At 37.3% G+C, this 15,682-nt stretch carries 17 protein-coding genes; 6 read left to right on the forward strand and 11 right to left on the reverse strand.

Going from position 1 to position 15,682, the window contains the following annotated elements; all coding sequences use genetic code 11:
* The first annotated feature begins 212 nt into the window (after positions 1-212).
* A complete protein-coding gene (locus ODR02_RS00965; protein ID WP_309511355.1) occupies positions 213-1,064 on the forward strand; it encodes a hypothetical protein in 852 nt (283 codons plus the stop codon).
* Positions 1,065-1,248: 184 nt separating this feature from the next.
* On the opposite strand, the gene ODR02_RS00970 is transcribed toward ODR02_RS00965, so the two are convergent.
* The 3 genes from ODR02_RS00970 to holA all read right to left on the reverse strand — a co-directional run bounded on the left by ODR02_RS00970 (position 1,249) and on the right by holA (position 4,436).
* Positions 1,249-1,626: a VOC family protein gene (locus tag ODR02_RS00970; protein ID WP_309511356.1), complete on the reverse strand. Its 378-nt coding sequence runs from the start codon at positions 1,624-1,626 to the stop codon at positions 1,249-1,251.
* A 566-nt stretch (positions 1,627-2,192) separates the two neighbouring features.
* The gene (trxB, locus tag ODR02_RS00975) at positions 2,193-3,134 is read right to left on the reverse strand and encodes a thioredoxin-disulfide reductase (RefSeq protein ID WP_209785094.1); all 942 of its coding nucleotides are present in this window, start codon (positions 3,132-3,134) and stop codon (positions 2,193-2,195) included.
* A 264-nt stretch (positions 3,135-3,398) separates the two neighbouring features.
* Positions 3,399-4,436 (reverse strand): DNA polymerase III subunit delta, encoded by a 1,038-nt coding sequence (holA, locus tag ODR02_RS00980; protein WP_209785095.1) that lies wholly within the window; start codon positions 4,434-4,436, stop codon positions 3,399-3,401.
* Positions 4,437-4,443: 7 nt separating this feature from the next.
* Here holA and ODR02_RS00985 point away from each other — a divergent pair, with 7 nt between their 5' ends.
* The 3 genes from ODR02_RS00985 (at position 4,444) to ODR02_RS00995 (ending at position 6,432) form a co-directional block, all read left to right on the forward strand.
* On the forward strand, positions 4,444-4,875 hold the full coding sequence (locus ODR02_RS00985; RefSeq protein WP_209785096.1) for a type I restriction enzyme HsdR N-terminal domain-containing protein: 432 nt from the start codon (positions 4,444-4,446) through the stop codon (positions 4,873-4,875).
* Between the two features lie 135 nt (positions 4,876-5,010).
* Positions 5,011-5,622 carry an HAD family hydrolase gene (locus ODR02_RS00990; protein WP_209785097.1) on the forward strand — a complete coding sequence of 204 codons (612 nt, stop codon included), beginning with the start codon at positions 5,011-5,013 and terminating at the stop codon, positions 5,620-5,622.
* A 66-nt stretch (positions 5,623-5,688) separates the two neighbouring features.
* Complete coding sequence (locus tag ODR02_RS00995) at positions 5,689-6,432, forward strand: dienelactone hydrolase family protein (protein WP_309511357.1); 744 nt, start codon at positions 5,689-5,691, stop codon at positions 6,430-6,432.
* 354 nt (positions 6,433-6,786) lie between these two features.
* Here ODR02_RS00995 and ODR02_RS01000 read toward each other — a convergent pair whose 3' ends face one another.
* Positions 6,787-7,167, reverse strand: coding sequence for a PEGA domain-containing protein (locus ODR02_RS01000; protein WP_309511358.1), 381 nt, complete (start codon positions 7,165-7,167; stop codon positions 6,787-6,789).
* A 180-nt stretch (positions 7,168-7,347) separates the two neighbouring features.
* The gene (locus tag ODR02_RS01005) at positions 7,348-8,226 is read right to left on the reverse strand and encodes a T9SS type A sorting domain-containing protein (protein WP_309511359.1); all 879 of its coding nucleotides are present in this window, start codon (positions 8,224-8,226) and stop codon (positions 7,348-7,350) included.
* A 226-nt stretch (positions 8,227-8,452) separates the two neighbouring features.
* On the opposite strand from ODR02_RS01005, the gene ODR02_RS01010 reads away from it, so the two are divergent.
* Together ODR02_RS01010 and ODR02_RS01015 are read left to right on the forward strand one after the other, a co-directional pair.
* On the forward strand, positions 8,453-11,332 hold the full coding sequence (locus ODR02_RS01010) for a sensor histidine kinase (RefSeq protein WP_309511360.1): 2,880 nt from the start codon (positions 8,453-8,455) through the stop codon (positions 11,330-11,332).
* Positions 11,329-12,084 carry a LytR/AlgR family response regulator transcription factor gene (locus ODR02_RS01015; protein WP_309511361.1) on the forward strand — a complete coding sequence of 252 codons (756 nt, stop codon included), beginning with the start codon at positions 11,329-11,331 and terminating at the stop codon, positions 12,082-12,084. Before ODR02_RS01010 ends, ODR02_RS01015 begins: the two co-directional genes overlap by 4 nt.
* Before the next feature lie 63 nt (positions 12,085-12,147).
* Here ODR02_RS01015 and ODR02_RS01020 read toward each other — a convergent pair whose 3' ends face one another.
* The 6 genes from ODR02_RS01020 to ODR02_RS01045 form a co-directional block, all read right to left on the reverse strand.
* Positions 12,148-12,507 (reverse strand): cupin domain-containing protein, encoded by a 360-nt coding sequence (locus ODR02_RS01020; RefSeq protein ID WP_309511362.1) that lies wholly within the window; start codon positions 12,505-12,507, stop codon positions 12,148-12,150.
* The gene (locus tag ODR02_RS01025; protein WP_209785103.1) at positions 12,504-13,031 is read right to left on the reverse strand and encodes a GNAT family N-acetyltransferase; all 528 of its coding nucleotides are present in this window, start codon (positions 13,029-13,031) and stop codon (positions 12,504-12,506) included. The genes ODR02_RS01020 and ODR02_RS01025 overlap by 4 nt, the downstream gene beginning before the upstream one ends.
* Positions 13,032-13,034: 3 nt before the next feature.
* The gene (locus ODR02_RS01030; protein ID WP_105683501.1) at positions 13,035-13,637 is read right to left on the reverse strand and encodes a DUF2911 domain-containing protein; all 603 of its coding nucleotides are present in this window, start codon (positions 13,635-13,637) and stop codon (positions 13,035-13,037) included.
* A gap of 127 nt (positions 13,638-13,764) precedes the next feature.
* Positions 13,765-14,370: a CDP-alcohol phosphatidyltransferase family protein gene (locus tag ODR02_RS01035; protein WP_209785104.1), complete on the reverse strand. Its 606-nt coding sequence runs from the start codon at positions 14,368-14,370 to the stop codon at positions 13,765-13,767.
* Between the two features lie 62 nt (positions 14,371-14,432).
* Positions 14,433-15,476, reverse strand: coding sequence for a bifunctional transcriptional activator/DNA repair enzyme AdaA (locus tag ODR02_RS01040; RefSeq protein WP_209785105.1), 1,044 nt, complete (start codon positions 15,474-15,476; stop codon positions 14,433-14,435).
* A complete protein-coding gene (locus ODR02_RS01045; protein WP_309511363.1) occupies positions 15,455-15,643 on the reverse strand; it encodes a hypothetical protein in 189 nt (62 codons plus the stop codon). The genes ODR02_RS01040 and ODR02_RS01045 overlap by 22 nt, the downstream gene beginning before the upstream one ends.
* Positions 15,644-15,682 lie beyond the last annotated feature (39 nt).

Consider the following 15,682-nt stretch of genomic DNA (forward strand, 5'->3'; position numbering starts at 1 on the left):
GGGGGTATAGCCCCTTCACTAAGGGGGCAGCACCCCTTCCGAAGTGGCTGGAGACCGTACATGGACACCCTGCAGAGGGTTATACAAGTCCCTTGAGCCCCTTGAGCAAGTCCCTCCAGACCCTTTCAAAGGGTATATACCCCGTCAGTCATCAGATTGTATTATATTTGTAAGGTTTCAATACTAATAAAAACTAATAATACTATATTCAGATGCTTATTCAATCCTTTATTAAAAAATCGGTTATTACCGCTTCATTAGCCATCACCTCTATGGCTTTTTCCCAAAAAATGCCTATTTCTGTTCTTCCTTCCGGCCATCTGGTGGTAGGTGCTGAAATAGATGGTAAAAAGGGAAATTTTATTTTTGACACAGGTGGAGGAATCAATCTTTTCCTGGGAAACTTTTCCAAAGGTCTGGAACCCAAAGAAACGTATAACTATTTAACCGCTTTTCGGGCAACCGGTGAGAAAATGACCATTCCTCTTTTCAAATCAAAAGAGATTATTTTTAATGGTAAAAAATTCAAAGATACCTGGTACTCCACGCATGATATGGAGATGAAAGGAATTGACGGTTTAATTTCCCTTCCAATGCTTTATGATACAGAGTTTATCATAGACTATACCACCAACGAGCTTATCTTTCCCAAAGAAAAACTGAATGGCAAGAAAGTGATGGATATCCAGCTTTCTACCAATGCAGACCAGTCGATGGATATTACAACCTATGTGCTTCTGAACAATAAATATAAGATTAACGTTCTTCTGGATTCCGGTTCCGGCAAAGATTCTTTCTGGCTGAGTGAACGCCTGATGAATACTATGAATATCAAAAAAGAAGGCCTGAATGTGGTGGAAAAGAAAAGTGAATTCAACCCTGATCTGACGACCAAGTTTTATAAAAGTGATATCGGCTCTATTTCTACCCCTTTTGCTACGGTTGAAAAGCCTAAGGTCTTTTTTGTAGACGGTCTTATTTATGAAGGTAAAACAAGCATCAACTGGCTGGGGGAAAAACTGGGATTCAATCTTAAGGAGAAGAAAATCTATATTCTGGATTAGACAGAATAATATCATAAAAAACGGTTTTCTTTAGAAAACCGTTTTTTATGATTTGCTGAGAAAACCACCCCGTCAAAAATTCTCTGAATTTTCGCCACCCCTCCGAGGGAGGGGAATGATTACGTCTTCAGTTGTTATATAGTTGGTAATACGGGTTTTCAAAAGTTTTCTGGAAAAATAACAGCTACTCTCCTGCCGGCTCGAATAATTCAATCTTATTCCCTTCAGGATCCAGGATGTGCACAAACTTTCCATATTCATAGACAGCAACCTCATCCAATACCGTTACCCCTTCTTTTTTCAGTTCTTCTACCAATGCTTCAATATTTTCTACATGATAATTGATCATAAATTCTTTGGCAGAAGGTTCAAAATACTGAGTCGACTCTTTAAAAGGGCTCCACAGCGTATATCCTTCTTTCCCGGACTCTGCGTCCTTCCAGTCGAATTTCGCTCCGTAAGGGCTGGTTGGTAATCCAAGGTGGGTTTTGTACCATTCATTTACTTGTTCCGGATCTTTACACTTAAAGAAGATTCCTCCGATAGCAGTTACTCTTTTCATTTTTTATTCGTTTTTGTTCAGTCTATAGTTTTCTGATGCAAATTTAATTTGTTTTGCAGTTTCACAAATATATTAATGTTTTGATTATCTATTTCACGAATTTATCATTGGATATTTGATATGAAGAAATATTTTTGTTGAAAAACGCAAAGACGCAAGTAATCTTAAAAAAGCTGTTATAAGGCGCAAAGATTTTATCTCCGATAAAATTGATAACGTATACTCTTTGCTGAAAATTTTCGATTTTTTTGCGCCTTAAAAAATTTACATAAAGTAGAAAAACCTTTGCGCCTTTGCGATTATCCAACAAAAAATACTGTTGGAGAAACGCAAAGGCGCAAGTAGTATTAAAAAAGACTGTTATAAGGCGCAAAGATTTTATCTCCGATAAAATTGATAACGTATACTCTTTGCTGGAAATCTTCGATTTTCTTGCGTCTTAAAAAATTTACATAAAGCAGAAAAACCTTTGCGCCTTTGCAATTACCCAACAAATTAATGATGCATTTGAAAAACAAAAAAGCGCACCCATAAGGCACGCTTTGTATTGTATATACTGAATACGATTAGTGTAATTCAGCTAAATATTTTTCTGCATCCATTGCAGCCATACATCCGCTTCCTGCAGCGGTAATAGCCTGTCTGTAGATATGATCCTGAACGTCACCAGCAGCAAATACTCCCGGAAGATTTGTTCTTGTAGAACCTTTTTCAGTAAGAATATATCCGTTCTCATCAAGATCTACCTGACCTACGAAGATATCTGTATTCGGTTTGTGACCAATCGCAATAAAGATCCCTTCAACATCCACTGTAGATTTCTCCTGAGTCTGGTTATTGATGATCACAGCTCTTTCTACCAAACTGTTTTCTCCTTCAATCCCGATGAGCTCGTGGTGGAATTTCACTTCAATATTCGGAGTGCTTTCTACTCTGTGAACCATTGCTTTTGAAGCTCTGAAAACGTCTTTTCTTACCAACAGGGTTACTTTCTTACATAATTTCGCAAGATAAGTAGCCTCTTCAGCCGCAGTATCTCCCGCTCCTACTACCACTACATCTTTTCCTCTGTAGAAGAATCCGTCACAGGTAGCACAAGCCGAAACACCACCTCCTGCATATTTTTTCTCATCATCAAGACCTAAATATTTTGCTGTAGCTCCTGTAGAGATAATAACTGTTTTAGCAAGGATTTCTTTGTTTCCTGCATATAATTTGTGAACACCGCCTACTTCCTTAGAGAATTCAGCTTTAGTGATCATTTCGTAGTGAACTTTGGTTTCAAATCTTTCTGCCTGTTTTTGCAGATCCATCATCATTTCAGGACCTGTAATCCCGGCTGGATACCCTGGGAAGTTATCAACTTCTGTAGTGGTTGTTAATTGTCCGCCCGGCTCCAGACCTGTATACAATTCAGGTTTCAAGTCTGCTCTTGCTGCATAGATAGCAGCGGTGAAGCCAGAAGGCCCGGATCCAACGATCACACAATCTAAAATGTTTTGCTCCATAATTTACTTTATTCGAAAAGATTTAATTTGAATTAAGACTGCTAATTTCGGAATTTTTAATTTCTCCTTAAAGTTATTTTAATGATACTTGTCAATATCTGATATGTTGAATTTCGATAGGAGTTGTTTTTGGGTTCGGGATTCGGGATTTAAGTTCGGGGGTTTGATGCGAAGATTAAAATTTTTGTTTTCATAACCTGCATCCAGCATCAAAGAATCATTTCATCACCACGTATCACGTAACTCATTACCCACGCATACCGTTTACACTTTCATCTTAATCTTATCTACATTGATAATTTTATATACCAATTCTCTGATCAGTTCCGCATCACCCATATTCACTGCTCCAAGTCCTTTTCCTTTCATATCAAATTCGCGAAGAATAGAAATAACCCTGGTAGCATGTTTTAAAGGATAAAGTCTTGCACTTTCTGCATAGTCTTTAATAAAATAAGGGTTCACTCCCATTTGTGAAGCAATCGTTTGTGGAGATTGCCCTGCCATAGTCTGATAGATGATAACGTTTGAAAAATAATTATACAGGCTTGCCAGCATCATGACAAAAGGATTATTCTTCGGATTTTTTCCCATAAAATGGGCAATTTTAAAGGCTGCATTGGCATTTTTAGTTCCCAAAGCCTTCTGAAGTTCAAAAATATTGTATTCTTTACTGATCCCGATATGGTTTTCAACGATCGATCCGTCAAGAATCTCTCCTTCTTTAAGAATGATCTTTAACTTGTTTAGTTCATTAGCAATTCTTGAAAGGTCGTTCCCTAAGTATTCTGCCAGAAGATGAGAAATATTGGGAGCCGTTTTGATAGACAGCTTTATACATTCATCTGAGATCCATTTAGGAAGATTATTTTCCTTTACAGATTCACTCAGGAAAAGAGCTTTGGCTTTGTCCAGGGCTTTCGCTGCTTTTTTTCTGCTGTCAAGTTTCTTATGTTTATGCGCAAAAACCAGTACTGTAGAAGGCACCGGATTTTCTACATAAGATTCCAGAATTCTGTTTTCCTCTTCATTGAATCTTAAATCCTGTGCTTCTTTTACAATAATCACCTGCTTATCACCCATCATCGGAAACTGTCTCGCCAGGGAAAGAACTTCCTGATAGGACGTATCTTTTCCGTAGGTAACCGTTTGGTTGAAAGCTTTTTCATCTTCTTCCAAAAAGTTGTGCTCAAGGGCTTTTACCGCAACATCAATAAAGTAAGCTTCTTCTCCGTGGAAAAAATAAATAGGTAAAACTTCTTTATTTTTAATATTTTTGAGGATTAAATCTAATTCTTTCATCTTACTAATGGAACTTCCAAAACTGAATTTTCAGGAAACTTTTGATTTTAAATTCAAGAAAGACAAAGATAAGTTTTTTATTTATGATTTGGTTCGTAAAACTTATCTTCTGCTCACTCCTGAGGAATGGGTCAGACAGCACTGGATACACTATTACCTTACCGTAAAATCCTACTCCACTTCTGCCCTGATTACCGAAAAAAAGATTGTGCTGAACGGTCTTACCAAGCGAATTGATCTCCTGATTACAGAAAAAACAGAACCTGTAATTCTGATTGAATGTAAAGCTCCTCAGATTAAATTAACAGAAAAGACTTTTGAACAGACAGCCAGATACAATTCTATTATCGGAGCCCGGGAAATCATCCTGACCAACGGACTTCAGCATATCAATGCTTACTATAAAGACGGACAGTATCAGTTTTACAGACCTGAATAGCACAAAATCATTTCCGTTTATCAATATTGATTGGAATGGTAAACAATTCCCATCCTTTGGAGGGGTGGCGAAAATTCAAAGAATTTTTGACGGGGTGGTTCACAAAAATACTACTTCACAACTATATTAATTATTATGAAAATAAAAAACATCATATTCGATTTCGGAGGGGTACTCATGGACTGGAATCCCAGATATTATTTCAAAGCGTATTTTAATGATAATGAAAAAATGGAATACTTCCTTGAAAACATCGCTCAGGATGAATGGAATGTAGAACAGGACAGAGGAAGAAGCCTTGCCGAAGGAACAGAAATTCAGGTGAAAAAATTCCCGGAATGGGAAAAAGAGATCCGCGCTTTCTATGACAACTGGACTGTGATGCTGAAAAGCGATATTCCACAGAATGTAGAGGTGCTCCGAAAGCTTAAAAATACGGATTATCATTTATTCGGACTGACCAACTGGTCTGAAGAAACCTTCCCTTATGCATTGGAAAACTATGATTTCTTCCAGATCTTCGAAGGTAAAATTGTAGTATCCGGAACAGAAAAACTGATCAAACCTGACCCTAAAATCTGGCATGTATTGCTGGAAAGATACAACATCAAAGCAGAGGAATCTGTTTTCATAGATGATAATACAAAGAACATTGAAATGGCAAAATCACTGGGATTTATTACGATTCAGGTGTTCCCGGAGACAGACTTAGCAAAGGAATTGAAGAAATTTGGAGTTGAGGTTTAGTCGTTTTAAATATTTTCTTAATTTTAATACTGCTTTTATCAATTTCTAACTCACAAACAATTAATTATGATACGTTCCATCTTATTAACCACCATGATGATCACCTCAGGAACCTTTTTCAGTCAGAAACTTAAAACTGTTTCTTATCAGGATGGTTCACAGAAACTGAATGGTCTCATTACGTCCAATGTAGGAAAAAAACTTCCGGGTGTATTGATTCTTCCCGCCTGGAAAGGTATTGATGAAGAAGCTAAAACAGCAGCTGTGGAGCTTGAAAAACAAGGCTACATTGTCTTTATCGCTGACATTTACGGAGAAGGAAAAATTCCTGCCGACAATGAATCTGCGGCAAAGAGCTCAGGGTATTATAAACAGAATTACCAGGAGTACCAGAAAAGAATTTCACTGGCATTAGAACAACTCAAGAAAAACGGAGCCATTTCTGATAAAATAGCGGTTATCGGTTATTGCTTTGGAGGTACAGGTGCGTTGGAATCTGCAAGAGGACATCTGCCTGTAGCGGGTGTGGTTTCCATTCATGGAAGCCTCACGAGAGATCAAAGCAGAAAAAATGAACCCTTAACTGCAAAAATTCTGGTTGAAAATCCGGCTGATGATAAAAGTGTGACTCTGGATGATTACAATAACCTCATCAAAGAAATGAACGATGGAAATGCCGACTGGCAGATTATTACGTATGCCCATTCCAAACATACGTTTACAGATCCGAAATCTCCGGATTATAATGCAACAATGGCTAAAAGAGCATGGAGCCATACTTTGATGTTCCTGAAAGAAATACTGAAATAGAATTACTACCCAAAATAAAAAAGGCAAATCCACTGAACTGCGGATTTGCCTTTTATTTTATAATTTCCTTACAGGTAAAACACCACCAATATTCTTTGTCCTGATCTCTCAGTTTGGTCTTTGTCTGATGACCACAACGATCACAAATGCATTCATCTTTTTCATTTTCTTCAGCTTTATAATGACACTGATAACAACCCCAAACTGTTATCCCTGAATTTTCATCATCAATGTACCATGTAAAAGCTTTTTTTTTTACAGTGAGGACAAACTTGTGTAGCCATTCATTTATTGTAATAAAAAAGCAAATTTACGAATTCGTAAATTTGCTTTTCAATTTTTTATCAGAATTAATTATGGTTTAGCTTGCAGCTCAACATCATATTTCTTTGGGGAATATTTGGTCAGAGAGCCTGTAGCAGCATCAATTCCCACTCCTATTGCTCCTCCGAGAATAATATTCAGTAAAGTGACAGCATTAAAGTTTTTGGTAAGCTTAACTTCTTTCTTCTCAAATCCTTCTTTTTCAAAGGTAATCATCTGCTTACCCAAAGCTCTTGGAATTTTAGTTGTACAAGGTGTTGTACATTTTTCTATTCCTTTGTGAAACACTTTTGCCCCTTCAGGATTTGAAGAAAAAGCTATTGAATCCTGGGTTCCTGTAAAAATGGTTGCACATGAAGTGGTAGAAAGGGCAATCCCCAGCATTAATACAATTGATAATTTGTTTTTCATAGATTTTAATTAGTTCATTTTTTTAAGTCCGCGAACTTACAAAATAATTCAAAAACAAACGCTATCAATGGATGCAAATATCTCACAAAACATAGTAACCATAAGGATTACAGGATAATAAATCACAAAAGCGCACCTCAGTGCGCTCTTTCATCAATATTAGTTTTTACCGGTACCTATTTATTTTTTTATAATGGGTAATGACCCTGTATTTCCATTACTGGAGCGCCAGTTGACATAATAAGTTCCTGATAATCCTTTTTGAAGATCTATCGGCAGTTTATTAACCCCTGATTCTATATCTATCTTATATCCATATAATGTTTTACCTGCAATATCAGTTACCATTACCGTAATGGTCTCTCTTCCTGAAGCGGTATACTCAAGTTCTGAAAATCCGCTGCTTGGGTTGGGATAAAGTTTCGCTTTGTTCTGCGCAGCTGAAGTTTTACTAAAAGTTGAAGTTATAGGAGTACATGGGTTGGTATCACATATGTAGCAGAGAAATTTAGTACATTGAAGAAGATATGTTGTAGAAGTAGTACGGGTAAGAGTTACTCCATATCCATAACTGCTATTTGAGCCAATATCATGAAATAATCCACGATCCATCTCAGGTGTCCAGCATCCCGGAATAATGGTTGTAGCTCCTCCAATTGCCATTGGGATTGGATAATAACGGCTTGCCAGACCCGGATTAGGAAAAGATACTTTGAAAGTACGTATTACAGGTGGGCTTCCTATAGTTGTAAAGACATCCGGCAGTAAAAAATTTTGAGTAGTAATCTGACCTTCTGGAAAACCTTTTGTTTCTACTATTGAACCTGTCTTAAACTGCAATGATACCGAAGAGGGAACATATCCGGGAGCATTAGGTAATGGGACCGGGGATTGGTCCTCTCTCTTTACACTTACTGTTGTACCTGAGGGGTCAACGGGAACAAACTGAGCACTTAAAACTGTACTGCAAAATACAGCAGCTACAAGAAGAAAACCTGCTTTTCTTCCTCTTAAAAATGATTCTGATGATCTAAAGATCGTTGTTAAAGTTTTTTTCATAAAGTAATATTTTGGTAATAGCGTTCTTTGTTATTTCGGGACGCTGCTTCCGATAAACAGGTACAAGTTGTCTCTTTTTTAAGTAAAAAAAAAGAACCAATGAGTAAGTGAGCAGGATAAAAACACAGGCGAGTATTTTGTCATTTTGAATGCGTAAAAAAGCTGTAAATATGATATTTGGAAGCATTTCTCATTCTGGGGAATTTTCTATATTAGCCTGAAAACTATGCATCATTACCTTCTCATATTATTCCTGCTGTTTCATAGCCTGCTGATGTACAGTCAGAAGCCACAGCTCCGGCACTATAGCTTAAGTGACGGATTACCCAGCAATACAGTATATTCAGTGTATCAGGACAGTAAAGGGTTTATCTGGTTCTGTACCAGCTGGGGAATTTCAAGGTTTGACGGGCATCATTTTGAGACTATCACCAGCAATCACGGACTTCCGGATAATGAAACTTTTCAGGCATGGGAAGATGAATGGCAGCGATTATGGGTAAGCACCTATAACGGAAGCCCTACCTATATATATAATGGAAAAGTGTATTCTGCACAGAATGACAAGCTATGCCGCCTCATGGAAAAAAGGAAAATCGGCTTTTATGATATTGCTCCAAGATGGAGCCCCTACGCTGATCAGCAGAAAAAATATAGTATAGGTAAAAACAACATTTCCAATCCCCAAGACAGTACAGCACAATCTCCATACATGCATTTTTTTGACCAAGGGAATGAATATTATATTTCTACCAAAAGTATCATAAGGAAAAATCATCCGGGATCAACTCTCATTTATACCTTTAAGGAAAAAGCAGTAAGACCCTATTTTTACTTCAAGGATCATATGTATGTAAAAAACGTTAATGTTCTGTATGATATTGTAATCAAAGAAAATAAAGCTGTTGTCAAAAGAATCGAAATGCCCAGTAATATCCTTGATGTTACAATAGGCAAAAATGATAAGATATGGATCTGTACCACAAGCGGAATTCTGGAATATGATCCTTATAGGAGTACGAATCAAAATCCACGGTATATTGCCATGAAAGGCATTGTAAGCTATAGCAGTTTTATAGATAAACAGGGCAATAGCTGGTATCCTACCAATGAGGGTGTTTATATGCAGCCCACCAATAAGACTCTAGTGTATACTACAGCAGACGGACTTATTGATAATAATGTTTTAATAGTAAAATACCTGCCTGGAGGAAAACTTCTGGCAGGATATAACAACAGTGCTGTTATGATAAGAGAAAAAAACAGCTTCAAACCATTATATACGCTGGGTGACGGACAATGGAACAGACTCCGGTATATCTTACCTATTGATGATCATATTTTCTTAGCCGGAACAGACAGAGGTTTATATCAATGCAGCCTAAACGGAAATCAATACACAAAACTTCTTGAATATTCTCAGAAATCGGCCGCCATCAGAAATAATACCATCCTTCTAAGCCAGACTGAAACCAAACCGAGAAATCATCTTCTTTATGATCTAAAAGAAGGAAAATTCAGTCAGTTGCCTGAACTGAAGATTTCCATTGCAGCTCCGGCAACGGCTATCGATGCAAAAGGTATGTATTGGCTGGGTACAATACAGGGGTTATTTTATTATAATCAATCTTTAAAAAAATTTATTCAGGATCATTCTTTAGGCAAAAACCGCATCACCTCACTGAATTTTCTGAAAGGCAGACTTGTCATCAGTACTCATTCTGATGGTATTTTTATTAGGGATGGCCAAAAAGTAATAAAGCTGAATACTACAAATGGACTCATCAGTAATATTTGTGAAAAAGCTTATATAGACGAAAGGGAAAGATTATGGATCAATACGGACAAAGGGTTATCCAGAGTTACTTTCGATGACCGTATGCACTACTCTATTTATCATTTTTCGGCAGCTGACGGAGTTCCCAGTCACATGATCAATAATATTACCTTTGGAGAAGGAAAAGCTTTTCTCGCTACATCCAATGGTATTATTGTGATCAATCAGGATCATGTCAGCAAAAGCCAGCCTTACAAAGTGTATTTCCTTAAAGCATCGTTTAAAGACAGCATTGTGTACTACCCCAAAAAGATCAGCCTGAAATATAACCAGAATAATGCTCAGATCTCCTACACCGCCATTTCTTATCTGGATGAGAAAGACATTAAGTATAAATATCTTCTGTCCGGAGCAGAAAATGACACCGTAATTACAGAAGAAAGTACACTAAATCTGGGAGCTTTAAAACCTGGAAACTATCAGCTCAACGTCTGGGCTTCCGGAAAAAATAATAGCTGGAATAAAACACCTGCCGTACTGGCTATTACTGTAAAACCACCATTTTGGGAAGAACTTTGGTTTATGGGCGGAATATTCCTGCTGCTTCTGATTTTAATTATTGTGATATACAGGCACCGCATCAATATTATCCGTAAAAAGGAAGCTGAAAAAACCGAAAGAAAAAAGATGATTGCTGAACTGGAAATGCAGGCTCTCCGGGCTCAGATCAATCCCCATTTTATCTTCAATGTGTTGAATGCTATTCAGAATTATTATGGTAAAGAGGATGAATTGAATGCCAATTATTATATGGCAGCCTTTTCAGATCTGATCCGCAAAACCCTTACCCACTCCAAAGAACACTGGAACACCATTGAGAAAGAAATGGCTATGCTGAAAACGTATATCGAACTGGAACAGATGCGTTTTAAGAATCATTTCACGTATGAAATATCTGTGGAACCAGGATTGGAGCAGTTAAAAATTCCGACGATGCTTCTTCAAACCTATACTGAAAATTCCATCAGCCATGGGTTGAGACATTTAAAAACAGGAGGAATTCTGCAAATTTCCTGCAGCAGAAGTGAAGATTCCATCATATGCATTGTGGAAGACAACGGTGTGGGATTTGAAAAAGCCCGTGAATTTGACAGCAGACCGGACGATTATAAATCCATGGGACTGAAGATTACTGCCGGCAGAATTTCCGCAATTAACGAACTGTATGGAACATCCATTTCTACAGAGATCACGGATAAAAAGAGTATAAACCCGGATGTTCAGGGAACTATTGTAAAAATAACCATTAAAAACACTCCTTTTCTATGAGCAGAATAAAGTCTATCGTTGTAGATGATGAACAGGAATCACGCGAAACTCTTCTTCGTTTTCTATCCAAATATTGTCCGGACGTTGAACTCATCGGGGAAGCCGGTTCGGTGAACGGAGCAGTGGAAGTTATCAGGGAAATGTCTCCGGAACTGGTATTTCTGGATGTCAACATGCCTGTTGAAAACGGATTTAAGTTATTTGAAAAGATATCAGACCGTAATTTTTACACTGTATTTGTGACCGCTTATGATCAGTATGCTGTGCAGGCCTTTAAACATCATGCAGTAGATTATCTGTTGAAACCTATTGTGATCCACGAACTGATCATTACCGTAAACAGGGTTGCCAGGCTTTTGGAAGATAAAAACAAAATCCAGCAGTTATCTGCTTTGCTTCATCACATTAAAAGTCCTGTAGAACAGAGCAAAATTGCGCTGCCAACCCTGGAAGGCCTCGTATATGTTCACACCATTGATATCGTACGTCTTCAGGCTGATGACAATTATACTTCTATTTTTTTCAAAGGAGGAAAGAAAATGATGATCTCCCATACATTAGCTTATTTTGAAGAAGCATTGAAAGAGCAAGGCTTTGTCCGTATTCATCATCAGCACCTCATCAATCTTCAGCATGTTGAAAAATACATCAGAGGACGCGGCGGCTATATTATTATGAGCGATGAAACTTCATTACAGGTATCGCAGAGGAAAAAAGATGAGTTTCTCCGGATTATTAAGAGAATAAAATAATAGAAAAAGGCAAATCCACTGAACTGCGGATTTGCCTTTTTATGTTTTGATTTTATTTATTCCTTATTCTTCCCTGTTGACCAACTCCATAGAGAAAGCAGGCAGGCAGATCGCAAGGTATTCACAAGGTTCTGAAAATGGGTTGCTGTAACGGATTCTCGCTCCCTTTTCAATAAGAATACTCTGTCCTTTTTCCAAAACAACAATTTCGCCATCAATTTCAAATTGCTTTTTCCCTGAAATGATATAAGTGAATTCATCAAATTCAGGCGTCTGATGAGGCTCGCTCCAATCCGGAGGTGCTACCATATGAGCGATGGAAACATTAGAATTTCCGGTAGAATTCCCCCAATGCTCTTCGATCAGCTTTCCATCTGTAGTGGGAACTACAAATGGAGATTGTTGGATTTTATATTTCTTCATGCCCAGTCATCTTTTTTAATTTCATAAACAAAATTGGTTCTTGAAGGTTCTGCGAAATACGCTACTTCTTCTTCAGCAATCTTTTGTCCTCCAAGTCTTTCCAGAGCTGTCTGTGAACGGAAATTCTCTTTTCCAATATGGAAATGAACTTTGTCTACGAACTGAAAAATATAATCCAGCATCAGCTTCTTAACCTGAGGATTGATTCCTTTTCCCCAGGAGTTTGTTCCATAGAAAGTATATCCGATGAAAATATGATTATCCTCTTCATCAAAGTCATAATAACGGCTGCTTCCTAATACATTTCCGGTAGCTTTCTCCATAATTTTGAAAGCTCCTCTACTCTCCATAGCTCCTGTAAAAAAGTTTTCAAAAACTTCTCTCTTATAACGATCTTTGTTCGGATGTTGTTCCCAAACTTTAGGATCGGAAGCTACTTCATATAAAGATTCAAAATCCCCTTGCTGTAAGGGGATTAATTGAAATTCTTCATTCTCTAAAACAGGCTGAACAGAAAAATTCATTGTTTAACTCTTTTTAGAAGAATCTGATTCTATTTTCTTGATTTCTTTCAGTTTGTCAGAAATCTTGATCACTGTATCTAATTTTGATGGCTTCAACGGAACCTCTGCCTGAGCCATATCCCATTTGATGACTAAGTTTCCTGTATTTTCGTCTGTAGGATTCAGGGTAATTTCAAACCACTCCTGTTTGTCTGTCAATTTATTAACGGGTACAGTAACATCTACTACATCCTGTTTAGGATCATAAGTATAAGCACCCCATTGCTGGAAGTCTTTATTCAGGATTACTTTCCATTCTTTTTCTGTAGGAACGATGAATAATCCGTAGGTTCCTGCAGGTACTGTTTTTCCACCGAAGTTAACGGCTTGTCCGAAAGTAATTTTTGTTGATGAGTTAGCTCCTGCTCTCCAAACCTGGCCATAAGGAACCAATTCTCCGAAAATCTTACGCCCTTTCACTCCCGGTCTTCCATAGTCGATAGAGATCTTAGACATTGAAAACTGCTGCTCAACCTTCTGACGCGGACTTGCTGCCGGCACAGAATAATCCTGAGCAAAACTGAATGCTGAAACTGAAATGCAAACTGCTATTATTAAATTTTTCACGTGTAAATTTTTGCTTAAAATTACAAAAATCAAAACAAAATAGCTTTCACAAACTTCGTTAATTTTTGTTTTACCGATATTTTTCTATGAAGATGTTTTTAATCAAATTCTTGTAAAAAGTAAATGATTAACTGTTGAACAATTTATTTTTCTTAATCGTTTTCCCCTTTCTAAGCAGTATGGCATGATAAACGGAAGGAACATCATTGGTCCATGTTTTCAGCAGTAAAAGAATCGCTATAATTTCTGCTCTCGTAAGGAGCCCAACCCAGAAACAAAGGTTAAATAAAACAATGGACTGGCATTGTAAAATAACCTGAATCAGTGTTCCAAAAAGTAATAAGGTCCAGATCTTGGCTCCAATAGAGTGTGTGGCTACTTCTTTTCGGAATCTTAAAAAGCTTACCAGATAAATCAGGATTTCAGCACCTGCAAGAATTATGATTTTATAAGCATTGGTTTTGAAAAAATCAGGGCATTGTATATAAGCGGCAACGCCTACTGAGATGAAAAAAATCTGATCAACAGTAGAATCCAGACGTCTGAGTTTTTGTGTTGAAATATTAAGATGTCTGGCGATAATTCCATCAAAAATATCGGTTAATAATCCTAAAGATAAAAGAACAACAGCGATTGTCTGATAAAACTCTACTTTAATAAGGCTTAAAGAAATAATAACAAACCCAATGATAAGTCTTGAGAAAATTAAAATAATCGGAATTTTTGATGTCATAAAATGGTAAAATAGGATTCTAATAAATAAAATCTATGCCACAAATTCTTTTGAGAAGATTTCTAAAACAAAATAGCCTTTTCAAGCTCCAATAGCTTTTGTTTTCTCCAGATTCCTCCCCCATATCCGGTTAACTGCCCATTACTTCCAATCACACGGTGACAGGGAATTAAAATTGAAATTTTATTTAACCCGTTTGCATTAGCCATCGCTCTTACAGACTTAGGGTTTCCCAGGATATCAGCCTGTTCCTGATAACTTCTTGTTGCTCCGTAAGGAATTTCTCTGAGAATATTCCAGACTTCTTTCTGGAAAGCCGTTCCTACCAAAGAAAGAGGAACTGTAAATTGAGTTCTTTTTCCTTCAAAATATTCTTTGAGTTCTTCTTCCAGCGTAGTAAAATGAGGATTTTCCCCCTGGATAATATTCGCTTTACAATATTCTGAGATACTTTTAAGTTCTGTAGGAAGCGCTTTTCTATCGGAAAATTCCAGAAGGCAGATTCCCGATTCATCAGCACAGGCTATCATCGTTCCCAGCATGGTCTCAATTCTCTTCAGGTCAATCACTTTTTCCATGCTATTCTTTTTAGGAGAAACCCCAAAAATATTTTTAAAACTCTCATTAAAACCACTCAGACTTTCATATCCTGTATCAAATGCAACTTCTGTAACTGATTCTCCCTGCTGAAGCTTTTTAAAAGCAGTATTGAGTTTCGACATCCTCTGAAAGGCATGAAAAGTTATTCCATGGTGTTTCAGAAACCATCTACGGATTGTTGCCGGTTCCAACCCTCTTTTTACGAGATCATAATCTTTAAACTTCAAGGTGGGATCATCAGCAATTTCTTTCAGTAATTCCTTGATATAGGAAGGAGTTGCGTTGAGGTTTTCCAAAGGTCTGCATACTTTACACGGACGATAGCCTTTCAACATCGCCTCTTTAGTATTGGAAAAAAACTCTACGTTTTCAAATTTAGGTTTCCTTGCCGTACAGGTGGGTCTGCAGAATATCCCTGTAGTCTTTACGCCCATCCAGAATATTCCCTCGAATGAAACATCTTTCATATAAGATGCCTCGTACATTATTTTTTCTGTGAGTTCCATGGTTCAATAAAAAGGGGTGAAAATCTTACTGCTGTTGTCATCTTCTTACTTGTTTTTTCAAGCTCTCTGTACATAAAACAGGCTAACTTTTCATGTACTTTTGCACTTTCTCCATTCCCAAAGAGTAATGGTTCTTTACCATGAGGTAATTGCTTAAAACCAATCATAATTTTTTTATTCAAAAGTAGAAAGATCATTGCGCTCTA

Origin of the sequence: Chryseobacterium sp. CFS2 (assembly GCF_036543225.1) — a bacterium.
Taxonomy (GTDB): Bacteria; Bacteroidota; Bacteroidia; order Flavobacteriales; family Weeksellaceae; genus Chryseobacterium; species Chryseobacterium culicis_A.